Source organism: Variovorax ureilyticus (assembly GCF_050632185.1).
Classification (GTDB): domain Bacteria; phylum Pseudomonadota; class Gammaproteobacteria; order Burkholderiales; family Burkholderiaceae_C; genus Variovorax; species Variovorax ureilyticus_A.
Map to the genome: position 1 here is coordinate 2,127,468 of NZ_CP192579.1, position 18,257 is coordinate 2,145,724.

Genomic DNA, 18,257 nt, shown 5'->3' on the forward strand with positions numbered 1-18,257 from the left:
TCAAGCGCCAAGAACCACACTGACGCCGCCATCGACGGCCAACCACTGGCCGGTAATGTGCTTGCCCGCATCGCTCGCGTAAAGCAGCGTGATGCCCTTCAAATCTTCATCGTCGCCGAGACGACCCAACGGCGCATGCGAAGCCATCTTCTCCTCGCCGATCGACTTGATCAGGCCCGCCGCCAGCTTGGTCATGAAGAAGCCCGGGCAGATCGCGTTGACGTTGATGCCGTACTTGCCCCACTCCGCCGCCAGCGTGTGCGTGAAGCCGATCACCGCGCTCTTCGAGGTGTTGTAGGCGATGGTCTGCATCTCGGGCGGGTTGCCGTTCAGGCCCGCGATCGATGCGATGTTGATGATGCGCCCGGCCTTCTTCGGGATCATGTAGCTGCGCGCGACCTGCTGCGCCAGGATGAAGTAGCCGCGAACGTTGAGGTTCATCACCTTGTCCCAGGCTTCGACCGGATGGTTCTCGGCGGGTGCGCCCCAGCTCGCGCCGGCGTTGTTGACGAGGATGTCCACCGCGCCCATGCGCTCCAGGGTTTCATCGGCCAGGCGGCGGGTGTCCTCCTCCTTCGAGCAGTCGGCGGCGATCCAGCGGGCATCGATGCCCGCTGCCTGCAGTTCCGCTGCGGCCTGCTCGAGGTCGTCCGCCTTGCGCGAACTGAGCATGATCTTCGCGCCGGCTTCGCCGAGCGCGTGGGCCATCTGCAGCCCGAGGCCGCGGGAGCCGCCGGTGACGAGAGCGACCTTGCCGCTCAGGTCGAAGAGTTGCTGGATGCTTCTTGCGGTCATGGCGTCTCCGGGGAATCAGTGGGTTTCATAGTCGAGCACGGTACGCGATTCGCGCAGCCCGCCGAGAACGGCGGACACCTCGACGTGCACCGGATGCTCCAGATAAGCCTGCAGCGCCGCCTTGTCTTCGAACGCCGAGACGAGCACCACGTCCACGTTGGCTTCGAGCCCTTCGGTGCGGACGGCCGCTTCGAATTCACGCATGCCGGGCACCAGGCCCTTGCAGCTGTCGAGCTGGGCCTTGAACCCGGCCGCGTCGCCCGGGTTCTTGAGCTTCCACATGACGATGTGTTTGATCATGGCTATTCCTTCTTGTCCGAAAGGCGTGAGCGAACGTAGATCAGCACGAAGCCCGCCGCGGCGACCACCGCGCCAGGCACAGCCATGGCCCAGCCGAGCGCCGGTTCCTCGCGCCCCGTCGCGATGCCGAGGACGAGGACGAGGAGGCCGCCATAGATCAGGATCCAGATCCATTTTTCCAGCGTGGCGTGCGGTTTGGTTTCGGTCATCAGAAAGCCTCCTCGGGCAGTGCGGCACAGGTCGGGTCGCGCGACTCCACGACATTGAGCCACGCGCCGATCTTCGGCAGTTCGTAGTTGAAGAAAAAGTCCGTTGCGCCGACGCGGCCCGCGGTGGCCGGCTGGGATTTCGCTGCATCGGCTTCGAGAGCACGATGCGCGACGTCGAGCCAGATCCACGCCAGCACCACATGACCGAAAGCCTGCATGTACGGCACGGCATTGGCCAGTGCCTCCTGCGGGTTGCCAGTGGACCATGCGGCCTTCGTCGCGGAAGCCACGCGTTGCAGCGCGGCACCGAGCGACTTGGCGTGGCCGGCCAGCGCGGGCTGTGCGGCGGCGCGCTGGATCGTATCCGCGATTCGCGCGCCCAGCAGCGTGAGGCCCCGCCCGTCTTCCATCAGCACCTTGCGGCCCAGCAGGTCGGTGGCCTGGATGCCGTGGGTGCCCTCGTGGATCATGTTGAGGCGGTTGTCGCGCCAGTACTGCTCCACCGGAAAATCCCGCGTGTAGCCGTAGCCACCATGAATCTGGATCGCGAGCGAATTGGCTTCGAGGCACCACTCGCTCGGCCAGCTCTTGGCGATCGGGGTCAGCACTTCGAGCAGCAGCCGCGCGTCGTCGGCGGCTTCGGGCGAGCCGGTCTTCTGCTCGTCGACCAGCCGGGCGCAGTAGAGCTCCAGCGCCAGCGCGCCTTCGCAATATGCCTTCTGCGCGAGCAGCATGCGACGCACATCGGCGTGTTCGATGATGCGGACCTGCGGCCGGGCCGAATCCTTGCCCGCCGCGCCCGGAAGACGACCTTGCGGACGGCTCTTCGCATACTCGAGCGAGGCGTGGTAGCCGGCCATGCCGAGCATCACCGCCGCGGTACCGACCCCGATGCGCGCCTCGTTCATCATGTGGAACATGCAGTGCAAGCCCTTGCCCGGCTGACCGACCAGGTAACCGACCGCGCCGGCCTTGCCGCCCACGGGGTACTTGCCTTCGCCGAAGTTGAGCAGCGTGTTCGTCGTGCCGCGCCAGCCGAGCTTGTGGTTGAGGCCCGCGAGCGCCACATCGTTGCGTTCGCCGGTGAGCTGCCCCTTCGTGTCGACCATGCGCTTGGGCACGATGAAAAGCGAGATGCCGCGCGTGCCCGGAATCAGCTTGCCGTTCTCGTCGGGGATCTTGGCGAGCACGATGTGCACGATGTTCTCGGTCAGCTCGTGGTCGCCCGAGGAGATCCACATCTTGTTGCCGGTGAGCCGATAGCGCGGCCCGAGCGGATCGTTCTGGAAATCGGCGCCGTCGGGCACCGCGCGCGTGGCGACGTCGCTGAGGCTCGATCCGGCCTGCGGCTCCGACAGGCACATCGTGCCCGCCCAGCGTCCCGAGAATTCGTTCTTGGCGAAGACCTCCTTCTGCATCTCGGTGCCGTGCACCATCAGCAGATTGGCATTGCCGCTGGTCAGCATGTTCGAGCCGATGCTGACCGAGGCCATCGCGAAGAAGCTGTTGGCCGCCGCCTGCACGGTGTACGGCAGCTGCATGCCGCCGATGTCGTAGTCCTGCGCCGCGCTCATCATGCCGGACTCGACGAAGGCCTTGTGCGCATCGTGCGTGGCCTGCGGGAGGATCACCTTCTCGCCGTCGAAATGCGGCTCCTGGGTGTCCACGATGCGGTTGAACGGCGCGTACTTCTCGCGCGCGATGCGCTCGCAGGTGTCGAGCACCGCGTCGAAGGTCTCGCGCGAATGATCGGCAAAACGCTCGCGCCCATTGAGCGACTCGGCATGGAGCCAGTCGTACAGAAGAAAATCGAGAGTAGGACGAAGGCTCATGGTTCGTTCTCAGATGTGATGGCCTCTGGCCAGGGACCCCGCGGAACCGGCTGGGCCGGGCCGCTGGGGTTGCCCCCGGTGAGGGGTGGAGAGCGACACGAAGTGCGCGAGCCTGGGGGAGAGCCAGGACCTTCACACGAAGTGCGCGAGCCTGGGGGAGAGCTACAGGATTTCGAACACGCCGGCAGCGCCCATGCCGCCGCCGATGCACATCGTGACCACGACCTTCTTCGCGCCGCGGCGCTTGCCTTCGATCAGCGCGTGGCCGGTCAGACGCTGGCCGCTCACGCCGTAGGGATGACCCACGGCGATCGCGCCGCCGTTGACATTGAGGCGGTCACCCGGGATGCCGAGCTTGTCGCGGCAGTAGATGACCTGCACGGCGAAGGCTTCGTTCAGTTCCCAGAGGTCGATGTCGCTCACCTTCAGGCCCAGGCGCCCCAGCACCTTCGGCACCGCGAAGACCGGGCCGATACCCATTTCGTCAGGCTCGCAGCCAGCGACGGCAAAGCCGAGGAAGCGGCCGAGCGGCTTCAGGCCCTTCTGCTCCGCGTATTTCTCGTCGACCACCACGCAGGCGCCGCCGCCGTCCGAGAACTGGCTCGCGTTGCCCGCCGAGATCAGGCCGCCCGGCAGCGCCGAGCGGATGCCGCTGATGCCTTCCTTGGTGGTGCCGGCGCGGATGCCTTCGTCGTTCTCGACCGTGACTTCCTTGGTGCGCAGGCCCATCACCGGATCGGCGACGCCGGCCAGCACGGTGATCGGCGCGATCTCTGCCTTGAACAGACCGGCTTCGAGCGCGGCGGCGGCTTTCTGCTGGCTCGCGGCGCCGTACTCGTCCATCGCGTCGCGGCCGATGTTGTAGCGCTTGGCGACCTGCTCGGCCGTCTGCAGCATGTTCCAGTAGATCTCGGGCTTGTGCTTGACCAGCCACGGATCGGCCAGCATGTGCTTGTTGGCTTCGTTCTGCACGCACGAGATGCTCTCGACGCCGCCGGCGACATAGACCTCGCCCTCGCCCGCGATGATGCGCTGGGCGGCGGTCGCGATCGTCTGCAGGCCCGACGAGCAGAAGCGGTTGATGGTCATGCCCGAGGTCGTGATCGGCAGGCCGGCACGCAGCGCGATCTGCCGCGCGATGTTCGAGCCGGTCGCGCCTTCGGGCGTGGCGCAACCCATGATCACGTCATCCACCACGGCCGGATCGATGCCGGCGCGCTGGACCGCATGCTGCACCGCGTGGCCGCCGAGCGTGGCGCCGTGCGTCATGTTGAAAGAACCCTTCCAGCTCTTGGCGAGCGGCGTGCGGGCGGTAGAGACGATGACGGCGCGGGTCATGGTGTGGTCCTTTGAAGAAGAGGGAGATATCGGTTACTGGGGCTGCGCGGTGTCGCGCAGCAACTGCTGGTAGAAATTGATCATTTCGCCGTAGTTGGAAATGGCGAGACGCTCATTGGTGCCATGCAAGCGCGCGAGGTCTTCGCTCTTTGCACGGTAGGGCGAGAAGCGATAGACCGCATCGCTGACGAGGCTGAAGTGACGCGAGTCGGTGGCGGCGACCATCAGGCCCGGCGCGACGACTGCATCGGGAAAGGCCTGCCGCACCGCACGCTCGATCGCGCGATATCCGTCGCCATCCGTCGGCGAAACCGGCGACGGTTCCGAGTTGCCCGGGTAGCGCTTGACCTGGATCGCGTCGTTGCCGAGCGCGCTCTTCAGGTGTGCTTCCACGCTGTCGATGGTGTCGCCCGGCAGGATGCGGAAGTTCACCGCCGCTTCGGCGCGGCCCGGCAGCACGTTGTCCTTGTTGCCGGCGCGCACGATGGTCAGCGCGGTGGTCGTGCGCAGCATCGCGTTGCTGCTCGGGCTCTTCTCGAGCTGGCTTTCCACCAGCGGTCCGGTGAGCCACAGGTTCGACAGCAGCACGCGATTGAGGCCGCTCATCTCGGGCGCGAGCGTGCCGAACATCTGGCCGGCGATACCCTTGATACCGCCCGGCATCGGCTTGGATTCGAGCCGCGCGAGCGCCGCGCTCATCTGGCCGATCGCGCTGAGCGCCGGCGGCATCGACGAGTGGCCCGGCGCGGTATCCAGCGACAGGAAGAACGTTGCATAGCCCTTTTCGGCCAGGCCAATCAGCGCCGAAGGCTTCGACAGGCCCGGCAGCACGCCATCGAGCACCAGCAGCCCCTCGTCGAGCACCCAATCGAGACGCACTCCGCGCGATTTGAGCAGTTCGGCGATCGGCAGCGCGCCGCGCAGGCCGCTCACCTCTTCGTCGTCGCCCATCACGAGGTAGACCGTCTGCGCGGGCTTGAAGCCGCTCGCGATCAGCGCCTCGATGGCTTCCATCTGCGCGAACAGGTTGCCCTTGTCGTCGAGTGCGCCGCGGCCCCAGATGAAGCCGTCCTCGATCACGCCGCCGAAGGGATCGACCTTCCAGGCCTTCTCGGTCCCGGATGCGATCGGCACCATGTCCTGGTGCGCCATCAGAGCGACGGGCTTGGCCTTGGGATCGGAGCCGGCCCAGGTGTAGAGCAACGCGTGCTGCCCGACCACTTCCTTCTTGAGGGTGGCATGAACCTTCGGGAACTGCTCGGCGAGGTAGGCATGCAACTTGTCGAATTCCGCCGCGTTGCCCGCGGGATCGTCGAGGCTCGACACGGTGCGGAACTGGATGCCCCCTGCCAGCCGCTTGGCAGCAGCCGGGAGATCGATCGCGACCGGCGGCGCCGGCGCCACGGCGACCTGCCGCGACGGCGTGCGCCGGTATTGACCGCCACCGCCGCCACCAGCGCCGCGATCACCAGCACCAGCGCAAGGAACACGCGTTTCAGCATGCAAGCCATCCTTTCCTACGCGCACGACCCAACCCGGAGCACCCGCGGAACCGGCTTCGCCGGGCCGCTGGGTGCGCTCCCTTGAGGGGGAGGCGGCTACACGAAGTGAGCGAGCAACGGGGGTGGACTTCATTAGCTGAACGACTTGCCTTCGGCCACCAGCTTCTGGATCAGCGCCGCAGGCTGCCAGAACTTCGCATCGTCGTGCGGATTCTTCGCGAAACGCTTCATCGACTCGGCCACGTTGAAGAGGCCGACCTGCGACGCATAGTGCATCGGGCCGCCGCGCCAGATCGGGAAGCCGTAGCCCGTCAGGTACACCATGTCGATGTCGCCCGGCTTGGAGGCGATGCCGTCTTCGAGGATGTGCGCGCCTTCGTTGACGAGCGAATACACCAGCCGCTGCACGATCTCTTCGTCGGAGATCTTGCGCGGCGTGATGCCCAGCTCCTTTCGGTGGTCCTCGATCATCTTGTTGACCAGGTCCGACGGAATCGCATCGCGCTTGCCCGGCTGGTAGTCGTACCACCCTGCCCCGGTCTTCTGGCCGAAGCGGCCCAGCTCGCAGAGCTTGTCCGCCGTGCGGCTGTACTTCATGTCGGCGATCTCGGTGGCGCGGCGCTTGCGGATCGCCCAGCCGATGTCGTTGCCTGCGAGGTCGCCCATGCGGAACGGGCCCATCGCGAAGCCGAACTTCTCGATCGCCTTGTCCACCTGCTGGGGCGTGGCGCCTTCATCGAGCAGGAAACCTGCTTGCCGCGAATACTGCTCGATCATCCGGTTGCCGATGAAGCCGTCGCACACGCCCGAGACCACGGCGGTCTTCTTGATCTTCTTGGCGATGCCCATCACGGTCGCGAGCACGTCCTTGGCGGTGTGCTTGCCGCGCACCACTTCCAGGAGCTTCATCACGTTGGCCGGGCTGAAGAAGTGCATGCCGACCACGTCCTGCGGGCGCTTGGTGAAGGCGGCGATCTTGTCCACGTCGAGCGTGGAGGTGTTCGATGCCAGGATCGCGCCGGGCTTGATCACGCGGTCGAGCTCGGTGAACACCTTCTCCTTGACGCCCAATTCCTCGAACACGGCTTCGATCACGAGGTCCACGTCCTTCAGGTCGTCATAGGACAGCGTGGTCTTGAGCAGCGCCATGCGCTGCTCGTACTTGTCCTGCTTGAGCTTGCCCTTCTTGACCTGCGCCTCGTAGTTCTTCTTGATCGTCGCGATGCCGCGGTCGAGCGCCTCCTGCTTCATCTCGAGGATGGTGACCGGGATACCGGCGTTCAGGAAGTTCATCGAGATGCCGCCGCCCATGGTGCCGGCGCCGATCACGCCGACCGACTTGACGGGACGCTGGGGCGTGTCGCCCGGAACGTCAGGAATGTGCGACGCCGCACGCTCGGCCATGAACAGATGGCGCAGCGCGATGGATTCGGGCGTGAACATCAGCGCGGTGAAGATGCGGCGCTCTTCGGCCATGCCCTCGTCGAACTTCATCTTCGTGGCGGCCTGCACCGCATCGACGCACTTGAGCGGTGCCGGATAGTTCTTCGACATGCCGCCGACCATGTTGCGCGCGAACTGGAAGTAGGCGTCGCCTTGCGGGTGCTTGCACGGCAGGTTGCGCACGAGGGGAAGCGCCTCGCCGGTCTTGCCGGCAACCGACTTCGCGAACTCCACGGCCTCGTCGAACAGCGATTCCGCCGATGCGGCGAGTTTGTCGAACAGCTTCTGGCCCGGCGGCGAGGCGAGCAGCTCGCTCTTGACCGGCTCACCGCTCACGATCATGTTGAGCGCGGTCTCGACGCCGAGCACGCGCGGCAGGCGCTGCGTGCCGCCCGCGCCGGGGATCAGGCCCAGCTTGACTTCAGGCAGCGCGACATTGGTGCCCGGTGCAGCCACGCGGTAGTGGCAGCCGAGCGACAGTTCCAGGCCGCCGCCCATGCAGACCGAATGGATTGCCGCGACGATCGGCTTCGTCGAGGCTTCGAGCGCGAGGATCACGCTCAGCAGGTTGGGTTCCTGCAGGGCCTTGGGCGTGCCGAATTCCTTGATGTCCGCGCCGCCCGAGAACGCCTTGCCGGCGCCCGTGATGACGATCGCCTTGACCGCCGGATCGTCGATGGCCCTGGAGAGACCGTCCGTGATACCGATGCGCGTCGAGAAACCGAGGCCATTGACCGGAGGGTTGGTCATGGTGATCACGGCGACGTCGCCGAGCACTTTGTATTCAGCCGTCATGCTGCGTTCCTTTGGATTGGGAGAGGATCGAAAAAGCGGGTTCAAAGTCTTCGCCGCCATCGACGCCGAAGACTCCGCACTTAAAAAGCACGAGTGTTCTTTTTTGTGAAATTCTAGGCGTTTCCTTCGCACCGACAACCAGCATCAGTCACTACCGGGACTTTCGGGAAACACCGTGGAACCGGCTTCGCCGGGCCACTGGTGTTGCCCCCGGCGAGGGGGTGCAGAGCCACACGAAGTGGGCGAGGCTGGGGGAGAGCCAATGTTCAGACCTCCAGCCATTCCTTTCGGGTGGCGGCGTCGGCGCGCAGTGAATCGGGCGTGCCGTCGAACACGATGCTGCCGTGGCCCATGACGAGCGCACGGTCGGAGATCTGCATGGCAATGGTCAGCTTCTGCTCGATCAGGAGCACCGAGATGCCCTTGTCCTTGAGTGTGCGCAGGTACTGCCCCACCAACTCGACGATCTTCGGCGCGAGGCCTTCGGTCGGCTCGTCGATGATGATCAGGTCGGGGTCGCCCATCAGCGTGCGGCACAGCGTCAGCATCTGCTGCTCGCCACCCGAGAGCACGCCCGCCTCGGTGTGCTGGCGTTCCTTCAGGCGCGGGAACATGCCGTACATGTCGTCGAAAGACCAGCGGCTGCCCTTGCCCGAGCCCTTCTGGCCGAGCAGCAGGTTCTGATGCACCGTCAGCTTCGGAAAGATGTCGCGGTTCTCCGGCACGTAGCCGATGCCGAGGTGTGCGACCTCGTAAGCCTTGCGGCGCAGGATGTCCTTCTCCTTCCAACGCAGTGTGCCTTCGGCATGCACCAGGCCCATGATGGCCTTCGCGGTGGTCGAACGGCCGGAGCCGTTGCGGCCCAGCAGTGCGACGATTTCGCCGGGCCGCACGTCGAATGAAACACCATGCAACACATGGCTCTTGCCGTAATAGGCGTGGATGTCTTGGAGCTTCAGCATGTCAGTGTCCAGCGCCCTGAGCGTCGGCTACTGCCGAACCGAGATAGGCCTCCTGCACGCGCGCGTTGGCGCGCACCGCGGCTGGCGTGTCGAAGGCGATGACTTCTCCATAGACGACCACGGCGATCTTGTCGGCGAGGCCGAACACCACGCCCATGTCGTGCTCCACCGTGAGCAGCGTCTTGCCGACCGTGACCTGCTTGATGAGCGAGATGAAGTGCTGCGTCTCGGTCTTGCTCATGCCGGCGGTGGGCTCGTCGAGCAGGATCACGTCGGCGCCGCCGGCGATGGTCACACCGATCTCCAGGGCGCGCTGTTCCGCGTAGGTGAGGTTCACCGCGAGCACGTCGCGCTTCCTGTCCAAACCGACCTGGTGGATCAGCTCCTCGGTGCGCTCGTTGGCATCGTCGAGGTTCGACAGAAAGCGCAGGAAGGTGTAGCGGTAGCCGAGGCTCCACAGCACGCCGCAGCGCAGGTTCTCGAACACGCTGAGCTTGGGAAAGATGTTCGTGATCTGGAAGCTGCGCGACAGGCCCAGCCGGTTGATCTCGAACGGCCGCATGCCGTCGATGCGCTGACCATTGAGCAGCACTTCGCCGCTCGTGGGCGCAAGCCGGCCGCTGATCAGGTTGAACAGCGTGGACTTGCCCGCCCCGTTGGGGCCGATGATCGCGACGCGATCCCCGGCCTCCACGGCGAGGTCCACGCCGCGAATGATTTCCGTCTTGCCGAAACTCTTGCGCAAGCCTTTGAGTTCGATGGCGTGGGCCTTGTTCTGCACGGCACTCATGCCAGCTCCCTTCTCTTGATCTCGGCTTCGATCTCTTCCTGAGCCTGCCCCCAGACACGCACGAAGCGGCGTCGCACCGTTTCGAGCAGGCCCAGGCCGACCAGCAAGATCAGCGCCGCTCCGAACCAGCTCGTGAACGATGAGGTGTCGAGCGTCACGCGCATGAAGTCGAGCTCCGGTCCGAGCGCGGAGTTGAGCTGGATGTGATAGATCATCTCGATGATCGCCGCGGCGCCGATCACGACCGGGATCGCGGTCAGGACCAGGCCGCCATACAGGCCCCAGAAGCGCTTGAACTTGCCGAACTTCGCCACGCGAAGGTTCATCATGATCAGGCTCGCGATACCGCCGGGCGCGAACATCACCATGAAGACGAACACCAGCCCGAAGTAGAGCTGCCAGGCTTTCGTGAGCTCCGACAGCAGCACCGCGGCGAACACCAGCAGCACCGCGCCGATGATCGGACCGAAGAAGAAGACCGCGCCGCCAAGGAAGGTGAACAGCAGGTAGCTCCCCGAGCGGAAGGCGTTGAGGCTGTCCGCCGCGTTCACGATCTCGAAGTTGATCGCCGCGAGGCCACCGCCGATGCCCGCGAAGAAGCCCGCGATGATGAAGGCGAAGTAGCGCACGCGCTGCGTGTTGTAGCCGATGAACTCCACGCGCTCGGGGTTGTCGCGCACCGCGTTCAGGATGCGCCCGAGCGGTGTGCCGGTGAAGGCATACATCAGCCCGGTGCAGACGAAGCAATACACCGCGATCAGATAGTAGACCTGGTTCTGCGGCCCGAAGGTGATGCCGAAGAAGGGCTTGCCGTAGACGCGGTCGGTCGTCACACCGCCCTCGCCGCCGAAAAAGCCCGGGAACATCAGCGCCATCGATGCGACGAGCTCGCCGATGCCCAGCGTGATCATCGCGAAGGTGGTGCCGGACTTCTTGGTCGTGACGTAGCCGAACAGGATCGCGAAGAACATCCCCGCCAGGCCGCCGATGACGGGGATCAGCACCAGCGGAATCGGCCAGCCGCCCTTGCCCGCGAGGTTCATCGCATGGATCGCGACGAACGAGCCGAGGCCCACATACACCGCATGCCCGAAGCTGAGCATGCCGCCCTGCCCGAGCAGGATGTTGTAGCTCAGGCAGATGATGATGAGATAGCCCATCTGCGAAAGCATCGTGAGCGCAAGGCTGCTCTTGAAGAGCAGGGGCGCGACGCTCAGCACGAGCGCGAACAGCGCCCAGATGAAGATGCGCCCCAGGTTCCAGGGCTTGAAGCGGTAGTACGCGGGAGAGGTCGTCATGGTGCTCATGGGTCAGTCTTCGCGAGTACCCAGCAGACCCTTGGGCCTGAAGATCAGGATCAGAACGAGGAACAGGTACGGAAGGATCGGCGCGACCTGCGAGATCGTGAGATTGAGCAGCGGATAGCCGAAGGTGCTTTCGGTGACCGCGAAACCGAGCGCCTTGAGGCCGCTGGCCATCGATTGGTCCATCGCGACCGCGAAGGTCTGCACGATGCCGATCAGCAGCGACGCGAGGAACGCCCCCGCGAGCGAACCGAGCCCGCCCACGACGACCACCACGAAGATGATCGAGCCGACCGATGCCGCCATCGCCGGCTCGGTGACGTAGGTGTTGCCGCCGACCACGCCCGCGAGCCCGGCCAGCGCCGCGCCGCCGCCGAACACCAGCATGAAGACGCGCGGCACGTTGTGGCCGAGCGCCTCGACCATCTCCGGATGCTTGAGCGCCGCCTGGATCACGAGACCGATGCGCGTGCGCGTCAGCAGCAGCCACACCGACAGCAGCATCAGCAGCGCGACCAGCATGATGAAGGACCGCGACTTCGGGAACTGCGTGCCGAACAGCGTGAAGAGCGGCCCCTGCAGCTGCGTCGGAAGGCCATAGGGCACGGTCGAGCGGCCCCAGACGAGCTGCACCAGTTCAAGGATGAGGAACGACAGACCGAAGGTCACGAGCAGTTCGGGCACATGGCCGTACTTGTGCACGCGGCGCAGGCTGTAGCGCTCGAACGCGGCACCCATGGCGCCGACCAGCAGCGGCGCGATGAACAATGCGGGCCAGAACCCGATGACGCTGGACAGGGTGTAGGCCAGATAGGCCCCGAGCATGTAGAAGCTGGTGTGCGCGAAGTTGAGCACACCCATCATGCTGAAGATCAGCGTAAGGCCAGAGCTCAGCATGAACAACAGCAAGCCGTAGCTCACGCCGTTGAGCAGCGAGATGACGAGGAATTCGACGGTCATCGATCGATGGGGTCACTTGGAAAAGAAAAAGGCCCGAGTGTTGAAGTCGGGCCTCGACCGGGTCAGAGTCCTGGAGAGGTATCAGGGGCTGGGCCGCTTCATCTCGCACGTCGTCGGCGTGCTCGCGACGTAGGGCTCGAAGTACTTGACCGGCACAAAGGTGTAGCCCGTGCCTTCGGCATCGATGGGGTACTTGCCGCCCGCCTTCTCCCAGCGCTCGATGTAGAGGCCCTGCTGGAGCTGGTGGTCCGCCTTGCGCATCTCGACATCGCCGTTGAAGCTCTTGAAGCGCATGCCTTCGAGCACCGGCGCGACCTTGACCGGGTCCGTGGACTTGGCCTTGGCGAACGCGTCGCTCAGCATCGTCAGCGCCGTGTAGGCCGACTGCGTGTAGAGGTCTTCCTTGAACTTCTTCGTGAATTCGGTGCCCAGGCGCTGAATCTCGCCGCCCATGTTGGCGTGGCCGTAGGCAACCTGGTAGACCTTGCCAGCAGAGGCGGCGCCCATGGCGGTGGGCGTGCCGCTCACGCTGCCGTAGTAGACGAAGAATTTGACATTGTTCAGGCCGGCGTCGTTGGCGGCCTTGATCAGGAGCGCGAGGTCGGAGCCCCAGTTGCCGGTGATGACGGAGTCCGCGCCCGACGCCTTGATCTTGGCGATGTACGGCGCGAAGTCGCGCACCTGGGCCAGCGGGTGGAGGTCTTCTCCGACGATCTGGATGTCGGGGCGCTTGCGCGCGAGGTCTTCCTTGGCGTACTTGGCCACCTGCACGCCGTGCGAATAGTTCTGGCCGATGATGTAGACCTTCTTGATCTCCGGCTGGTCCTTCATGAAGGTGGTCAATGCTTCCATCTTCATGGAGGTGTCGGCATCGAGCCGGAAGTGCCAGTAGCTGCACTTGCTGTTGGTCAGGTCGGGATCGACCGCGGCGTAGTTGATGTAGAGCGCTTCCTTGCCCGGGTTGCGGGAGTTGTTCTTCTCGAGCGCATCGATGATCGCGAGCGCCGCGCCCGAGCCGTTGCCCTGCAGCACATAGCGCGCACCCTGGTCCATCGCCGAACGCAATGCGCTGGTAGTTTCCTGCGGGCTCAGCTTGTTGTCGATCGCGATGATCTCGAACTTGACGCCGGCGGCGTTCTTCTTGTTGAACTCCTCGGTGAGGAACTGGTAGGTCTTCAACTGGTTGGTACCGACCGCCGCCATCAGGCCCGACAGCGGGTCGAGCCAGGCGATCTTCACTGTCTCTCCCTTCTGGGCCAGAGCACCGGTGGCGCAAGCCGCAAGCACGGCGGCGGTTGCGAATTTCAGAGCGAACTTCATGGCATGTCTCCTGGTCTGCTGTCGAAATGCGGGACGAGATTACAAGTGTTTGGAACCTCGCCCGTCAGGGAATGCCCGTAAGGAAACTGCCGCGGGGCCGGTTTCTATCACGCAGGCGACAGCGCGCCTCGAGTTGGTGCTACCCCGCGGTAGAAATCAGGACTCAGACGCCCGGAAGCTTGTAGTCGTGCAACATCTGGCGCAACCGCGTCTTGAGGATCTTGCCGGTCGCGCCGAGAGGGATCGCATCGACGAAGACGACGTCGTCGGGGATCTGCCACTTGGCCGTCTTGCCCTGGTAGAAGGCGAGCAGTTCGTCGCGCGTCACTTCGGCGCCGGGCTTCTTCACGACGACGACGATCGGCCGCTCGTCCCACTTGGGGTGCTTCACGCCGATGCATGCCGCCATCGCGATGGCCGGATGGGCCACCGCGATGTTCTCGATGTCGATGGAGCTGATCCATTCGCCGCCGGACTTGATCACGTCCTTGCTGCGGTCGGTGATCTGCAGGAAGCCGTCGGCATCGATGGTGGCGACGTCGCCGGTCGGGAACCAGCCGCGCCCGTTCTCGTCGTCGATGAGCGGATTGCCGCCCTCGCCCTTGAAATATTCCTTGACCACCCATGGGCCCTTGACCAGCAGGTCGCCGTAGGCCTTGCCGTCCCACGGCAGTTCCTTGCCGTCGCCGTCGACGATCTTCATGTCCACGCCGAAGATCGCGCGGCCCTGCTTCATGCGGATGGCCGTCTGCTGCTCGGGCGGCATCTCGAGGTGCTTGTTCTTCAGCGTGCAGAGCGTGCCCAGCGGCGACATCTCGGTCATGCCCCATGCGTGCAACACTTCGACACCGTACTGTTGCTGGAAGGCATCGATCATTGCCGGCGGGCAGGCGGAGCCGCCGATCACCGTTCGCTTGAGCGTCGAGAAGTGCAGCCCGTTGGCCTGCAGGTGCCCCAGCAACATCTGCCAGACCGTCGGCACGCCGGCGGCGAAGCTCACCTTCTCGCCTTCGATCAGCTCGTAGACCGACTTGCCGTCGAGCGCCGGTCCGGGGAACACGACCTTGGCGCCGACCAGCGCGGCCGAATACGGGATGCCCCAGGCATTGACGTGGAACATCGGCACCACCGGCAGCACGGAGTCGCGTGCGGAGAGCGTCATCACGTCGGGCAAGGCCGCTGCGTAGGCATGCAGCAGCGTCGAGCGGTGGCTGTACAGCGCGGCCTTGGGGTTGCCCGTGGTGCCGCTCGTGTAGCACATGCTGGAGGCCGAGTTCTCGTCGAAGCGCGGCCAGGCGTAGTCGGTGGAGCGCTGGCTCATCCAGGCCTCGTAGCTCACCAGATTGGGAATGCCGCTGTCGGCCGGAAGCTTGTCGGCGTCGCACAGCGCGATCCATTTCTTCACGGTGGTGCACTTGGCATGCATCGCCTGAATCAGCGGCAGGAAGCTCATGTCGAAGCAGAGGATCTGGTCTTCGGCATGGTTGGCGATCCAGGCGATCTGGTCCGGATGCAGGCGCGGGTTGATGGTGTGCAGCACGCGGCCGGAACCGCTCACGCCGTAATAGAGCTCCAGGTGGCGGTAGCCATTCCAGGCCAGGGTCGCGACGCGATCGCTGAACAGCAGTTGCTCCTCGTCGAGCGCATTGGCCACCTGCCGCGAACGTGCGGAAATCTGGCGCCACGTGGTGCGGTGAATGTCGCCTTCCACTCTGCGAGACACGATTTCGGCGTCGCCGTGATGGCGTTCGGCGAACTCGATCAGCGACGAGATCAGCAACGGTTGATCCTGCATCAAACCCAGCATCTATTTACTCCTTATTGAATCGGGCTTTGGTGATTCTGCGGCAACGCGATGTCATCACCGCGCGCCTCGCGGCCCGAGGTTTGCTCAGGGGGCCGCGTCACGCAATGACAGAAACCCGCAGACACGGCCGGTGGATGGCAGGTGCGGGACAATCCAGCCCATGAGCACGCTTGTAGAAGAAACCGACGTCGTGGATCTCGGCCTGCGCTGGGTTCCGGGCTTCTCGGCGCTGGGGTCCGCGTTCCATACCGAACTCCGGCCCACGCCGCTGCCCGAGCCTTACTGGGTGGGCCGCAGCCTCGCGATGGCGAGGGAGCTCGGCCTGGACCCCGATCGGCTTTCTTCGAACGACGCCCTGGCCGCTTTCGCGGGCAATGCATCGGTCAGGGGTTCGCGGCCGCTTTCCACGGTCTACAGCGGGCACCAGTTCGGTGTCTGGGCCGGCCAGCTCGGAGATGGCCGAGCGATCCTGCTCGGCGAGACGGCGGGCGGGCTCGAAGTGCAGCTCAAGGGCAGCGGGCTCACGCCCTACTCCCGCATGGGCGACGGCCGGGCGGTGCTGCGTTCGAGCATCCGCGAATTCCTGTGCAGCGAGGCGATCAACGCCCTCGGCATCCCCACCACGCGCGCGCTGTGCGTCACCGGTTCCGATGCCCCCGTCCGCCGCGAGGAGGTCGAAACGGCCGCCGTCGTGACCCGGGTGGCGCCGAGCTTCATCCGCTTCGGCCATTTCGAGCACTTTGCCGCCCGCGAGCGCGACGAGGAATTGCGCGCCCTCGCCGACTACGTGATCGACCGCTACTACCCTGCCTGCCGGACCACCGACCGATTCAGCGGCAACGCCTATGCCGCGCTCCTCGAGGCGGTGAGCGAGCGCACCGCGGCGCTGCTTGCGCAATGGCAGGCGGTGGGCTTCTGCCATGGGGTGATGAACACCGACAACATGAGCATCCTCGGGCTCACCATCGACTACGGGCCCTTCCAGTTCCTCGACGGCTTCGACCCGCGGCACATCTGCAATCACAGCGACACCTCCGGCCGCTATGCGTACAACCAGCAGCCGAACGTGGCGTACTGGAATCTCTTCTGCCTCGCCCAGGCGCTGCTGCCGCTGATCGGCGACCAGGAAATCGCCGTCGCGGCGCTGGAGTCGTACAAGACCGTCTTCCCCCATGAATACGAGGCGCGCATGCGGGCCAAGCTCGGCTTGATCGACCGGGCCGAATCGGACCGCCCCCTGATCGAGCGGCTGCTGAAACTGCTGGCGCAAGAGAAGGTCGACTACCCGATCTTCTGGCGGCGGCTCTCGCGGGCGATGGCCGGCGACGATCCAGATTCGGTCCGCGACCTCTTCATCGACCGTGATGGCTTCGACGGCTGGTTCCGGTCATTCTCGGAGCGCCATGCCGCAATCCCGCCTTCGAAGGCGGCCGACCTGATGCTGGCCAGCAATCCCAAGTTCGTGCTGCGGAACCATCTGGGCCAGCAAGCCATCGAAGCCGCGCAGCGCAAGGACCACTCCGGCGTCGCTGCCTTGCTCACTCTGCTTGAATCCCCATTTGAAGAGCACGCCGGCCACGACGACTTTGCCGGCTTCCCGCCCGACTGGGCTTCAACGATCGAAATCAGCTGTTCATCATGACCGCACCCATCCAGAAGACCGACGCCGAATGGAAAGCCATCCTTGCCGAAAAAGGCGCCGAGCGCGGCGCCTTCGAGGTCACGCGCCATGCGGCCACCGAACGCCCCTTCACCGGCAAATATGAAGCGCACTGGGAGGATGGCAGCTACCACTGCATCTGCTGCGGCGCGAAGCTGTTCGAGTCGTCGACCAAGTTCGACGCCGGCTGCGGATGGCCCAGCTTCTCGCAGGAAGCCGTGCCCGGCGCGATCCGCAACATCATCGACCGGTCGCACGGCATGGTTCGCACCGAAAATGTGTGCGCCAATTGCGGCGCGCACCTCGGCCACGTGTTTCCCGACGGACCGACCGAGACCGGCCTTCGCTACTGCATGAATTCGGCCGCTCTCGACTTCCAGAAGCGCTGAGCCACTGCGAGTGACCGAGAGCGACCGAACGCCCATCATGAAACTGATCCTCGACTTCTTTCCCATCCTGCTCTTCTTCGGGGCGTTCAAGCTCTACGACATCTACACCGCCACCGGCGTACTGATGGCCGGCACCGTCATCCAGATGGGCATCATCTGGCTGCGCGAGCGCCAGCTGCTGCCCATGCAGAAGGCCACCCTGGTGCTGATCCTGCTGTTCGGCTCGCTGACACTCGCCCTGCACGACGACCGCTTCATCAAGTGGAAGCCGACGGTGCTGTACGGCGCGATGGCCGTGGCGCTCGCGGTGGCGCTGTGGGGCTACAAGAAGAACTTCCTCAAGATGCTCCTGGGCACCCAGCTCGAGCTGCCGGCGCGCATCTGGGGGCGGCTCAACGTGGCGTGGGTCTTCTACTGCGTTTTCATGGCCGCGCTCAACGGTTATGTGGCGGCGTATTTCAGCACCGAGGCGTGGGTCAACTTCAAGCTCTGGGGGTACGTCTTCCCGATCGTCTTCCTGGTCGCGCAGGGGCTGTACATCTCGCCGTATCTCAAATCCGACAAGCCCGCCGCATGATGCCCCCCACCACACGCGATCTCGAGGCGCAGTTGCGCGAGGCACTCGACCCGACGATGCTCGAAGTCATCGACGAAAGCGCCGCGCACGCGGGCCATTCCGGCGCCAATGCCGAGGGCTACGGCACGCATTTCCGGGTGCGGATTGCCTCGCCGCTCTTCGGCGGGAAGTCCCGCGTGGCGTGCCATCGGCTTGTGTATGATTCGCTGCAGCTTTTCATCGCACAGGGTCTTCACGCGATTGCCATCGAGACGTTCTAAGCCGCATTGATCGC

General features: G+C 64.9%; 16 protein-coding genes and 1 pseudogene. 4 read left to right on the forward strand and 13 right to left on the reverse strand.

The window, feature by feature from the left end; genetic code table 11:
* The 13 genes and pseudogenes from ACQ858_RS10560 to ACQ858_RS10620 all read right to left on the reverse strand — a co-directional run bounded on the left by ACQ858_RS10560 (nucleotide 1) and on the right by ACQ858_RS10620 (nucleotide 15,357).
* Complete coding sequence (locus ACQ858_RS10560; RefSeq protein WP_431276576.1) at nucleotides 1-795, reverse strand: SDR family oxidoreductase; 795 nt, start codon at nucleotides 793-795, stop codon at nucleotides 1-3.
* 15 nt (nucleotides 796-810) lie between these two features.
* A complete protein-coding gene (locus ACQ858_RS10565; protein ID WP_431276577.1) occupies nucleotides 811-1,095 on the reverse strand; it encodes a Dabb family protein in 285 nt (94 codons plus the stop codon).
* Between the two features lie 2 nt (nucleotides 1,096-1,097).
* Complete coding sequence (locus ACQ858_RS10570; RefSeq protein WP_431276578.1) at nucleotides 1,098-1,304, reverse strand: hypothetical protein; 207 nt, start codon at nucleotides 1,302-1,304, stop codon at nucleotides 1,098-1,100.
* A complete protein-coding gene (locus tag ACQ858_RS10575; RefSeq protein WP_431276579.1) occupies nucleotides 1,304-3,136 on the reverse strand; it encodes an acyl-CoA dehydrogenase in 1,833 nt (610 codons plus the stop codon). Before ACQ858_RS10575 ends, ACQ858_RS10570 begins: the two co-directional genes overlap by 1 nt.
* A gap of 162 nt (nucleotides 3,137-3,298) precedes the next feature.
* Nucleotides 3,299-4,474 carry an acetyl-CoA C-acyltransferase gene (locus ACQ858_RS10580; RefSeq protein ID WP_431276580.1) on the reverse strand — a complete coding sequence of 392 codons (1,176 nt, stop codon included), beginning with the start codon at nucleotides 4,472-4,474 and terminating at the stop codon, nucleotides 3,299-3,301.
* 33 nt (nucleotides 4,475-4,507) lie between these two features.
* A pseudogene (locus tag ACQ858_RS10585) lies at nucleotides 4,508-5,976 on the reverse strand (M20 family peptidase).
* A 132-nt stretch (nucleotides 5,977-6,108) separates the two neighbouring features.
* Entirely contained in the window at nucleotides 6,109-8,214 is a 2,106-nt protein-coding gene (locus tag ACQ858_RS10590; protein ID WP_431276581.1) for a 3-hydroxyacyl-CoA dehydrogenase NAD-binding domain-containing protein, read from the reverse strand.
* A gap of 266 nt (nucleotides 8,215-8,480) precedes the next feature.
* Complete coding sequence (locus ACQ858_RS10595) at nucleotides 8,481-9,176, reverse strand: ABC transporter ATP-binding protein (protein WP_431276582.1); 696 nt, start codon at nucleotides 9,174-9,176, stop codon at nucleotides 8,481-8,483.
* 1 nt (nucleotide 9,177) lies between these two features.
* Nucleotides 9,178-9,966: an ABC transporter ATP-binding protein gene (locus ACQ858_RS10600; protein WP_431276583.1), complete on the reverse strand. Its 789-nt coding sequence runs from the start codon at nucleotides 9,964-9,966 to the stop codon at nucleotides 9,178-9,180.
* Nucleotides 9,963-11,264: a branched-chain amino acid ABC transporter permease gene (locus ACQ858_RS10605; protein ID WP_431276584.1), complete on the reverse strand. Its 1,302-nt coding sequence runs from the start codon at nucleotides 11,262-11,264 to the stop codon at nucleotides 9,963-9,965. Before ACQ858_RS10605 ends, ACQ858_RS10600 begins: the two co-directional genes overlap by 4 nt.
* 12 nt (nucleotides 11,265-11,276) lie before the next feature.
* Nucleotides 11,277-12,230 (reverse strand): branched-chain amino acid ABC transporter permease, encoded by a 954-nt coding sequence (locus ACQ858_RS10610; RefSeq protein ID WP_431276585.1) that lies wholly within the window; start codon nucleotides 12,228-12,230, stop codon nucleotides 11,277-11,279.
* Nucleotides 12,231-12,311: 81 nt separating this feature from the next.
* Complete coding sequence (locus tag ACQ858_RS10615; protein ID WP_431276586.1) at nucleotides 12,312-13,550, reverse strand: branched-chain amino acid ABC transporter substrate-binding protein; 1,239 nt, start codon at nucleotides 13,548-13,550, stop codon at nucleotides 12,312-12,314.
* Nucleotides 13,551-13,713: 163 nt separating this feature from the next.
* Nucleotides 13,714-15,357, reverse strand: a complete 1,644-nt coding sequence (locus ACQ858_RS10620) for a 3-(methylthio)propionyl-CoA ligase (protein ID WP_431276587.1) — start codon at nucleotides 15,355-15,357, stop codon at nucleotides 13,714-13,716.
* A 160-nt stretch (nucleotides 15,358-15,517) separates the two neighbouring features.
* Between ACQ858_RS10620 and ACQ858_RS10625 the strand changes: the two genes are divergently transcribed.
* From ACQ858_RS10625 to ACQ858_RS10640, 4 genes are read left to right on the forward strand one after another with little or no spacing between them, the layout of a single operon-like run.
* Nucleotides 15,518-16,999, forward strand: coding sequence for a protein adenylyltransferase SelO (locus tag ACQ858_RS10625; RefSeq protein WP_431276588.1), 1,482 nt, complete (start codon nucleotides 15,518-15,520; stop codon nucleotides 16,997-16,999).
* On the forward strand, nucleotides 16,996-17,406 hold the full coding sequence (gene msrB / locus ACQ858_RS10630) for a peptide-methionine (R)-S-oxide reductase MsrB (protein ID WP_431276589.1): 411 nt from the start codon (nucleotides 16,996-16,998) through the stop codon (nucleotides 17,404-17,406). The genes ACQ858_RS10625 and msrB overlap by 4 nt, the downstream gene beginning before the upstream one ends.
* Nucleotides 17,407-17,443: 37 nt before the next feature.
* A complete protein-coding gene (locus ACQ858_RS10635; RefSeq protein WP_431276590.1) occupies nucleotides 17,444-17,983 on the forward strand; it encodes a septation protein A in 540 nt (179 codons plus the stop codon).
* A complete protein-coding gene (locus tag ACQ858_RS10640) occupies nucleotides 17,983-18,243 on the forward strand; it encodes a BolA family protein (protein ID WP_431276591.1) in 261 nt (86 codons plus the stop codon). The genes ACQ858_RS10635 and ACQ858_RS10640 overlap by 1 nt, the downstream gene beginning before the upstream one ends.
* Nucleotides 18,244-18,257: the final 14 nt, after the last annotated feature.

What these genes read in the sequence shown, in the direction of transcription:
- ACQ858_RS10575 (WP_431276579.1), bottom strand. Translation starts at nt 3,136, where the DNA reads ATGAGCCTTCGTCCTACTCTCGATTTTCTTCTGTACGACTGGCTCCAT.
- ACQ858_RS10615 (WP_431276586.1), bottom strand. Translation starts at nt 13,550, where the DNA reads ATGAAGTTCGCTCTGAAATTCGCAACCGCCGCCGTGCTTGCGGCTTGC.
- ACQ858_RS10560 (WP_431276576.1), bottom strand. Translation starts at nt 795, where the DNA reads ATGACCGCAAGAAGCATCCAGCAACTCTTCGACCTGAGCGGCAAGGTC.
- ACQ858_RS10635 (WP_431276590.1), top strand. Translation starts at nt 17,444, where the DNA reads ATGAAACTGATCCTCGACTTCTTTCCCATCCTGCTCTTCTTCGGGGCG.
- ACQ858_RS10620 (WP_431276587.1), bottom strand. Translation starts at nt 15,357, where the DNA reads ATGCTGGGTTTGATGCAGGATCAACCGTTGCTGATCTCGTCGCTGATC.
- ACQ858_RS10600 (WP_431276583.1), bottom strand. Translation starts at nt 9,966, where the DNA reads ATGAGTGCCGTGCAGAACAAGGCCCACGCCATCGAACTCAAAGGCTTG.
- ACQ858_RS10565 (WP_431276577.1), bottom strand. Translation starts at nt 1,095, where the DNA reads ATGATCAAACACATCGTCATGTGGAAGCTCAAGAACCCGGGCGACGCG.
- ACQ858_RS10580 (WP_431276580.1), bottom strand. Translation starts at nt 4,474, where the DNA reads ATGACCCGCGCCGTCATCGTCTCTACCGCCCGCACGCCGCTCGCCAAG.
- ACQ858_RS10570 (WP_431276578.1), bottom strand. Translation starts at nt 1,304, where the DNA reads ATGACCGAAACCAAACCGCACGCCACGCTGGAAAAATGGATCTGGATC.
- ACQ858_RS10605 (WP_431276584.1), bottom strand. Translation starts at nt 11,264, where the DNA reads ATGACGACCTCTCCCGCGTACTACCGCTTCAAGCCCTGGAACCTGGGG.
- ACQ858_RS10640 (WP_431276591.1), top strand. Translation starts at nt 17,983, where the DNA reads ATGCCCCCCACCACACGCGATCTCGAGGCGCAGTTGCGCGAGGCACTC.
- ACQ858_RS10590 (WP_431276581.1), bottom strand. Translation starts at nt 8,214, where the DNA reads ATGACGGCTGAATACAAAGTGCTCGGCGACGTCGCCGTGATCACCATG.
- ACQ858_RS10625 (WP_431276588.1), top strand. Translation starts at nt 15,518, where the DNA reads ATGAGCACGCTTGTAGAAGAAACCGACGTCGTGGATCTCGGCCTGCGC.
- ACQ858_RS10610 (WP_431276585.1), bottom strand. Translation starts at nt 12,230, where the DNA reads ATGACCGTCGAATTCCTCGTCATCTCGCTGCTCAACGGCGTGAGCTAC.
- msrB (WP_431276589.1), top strand. Translation starts at nt 16,996, where the DNA reads ATGACCGCACCCATCCAGAAGACCGACGCCGAATGGAAAGCCATCCTT.
- ACQ858_RS10595 (WP_431276582.1), bottom strand. Translation starts at nt 9,176, where the DNA reads ATGCTGAAGCTCCAAGACATCCACGCCTATTACGGCAAGAGCCATGTG.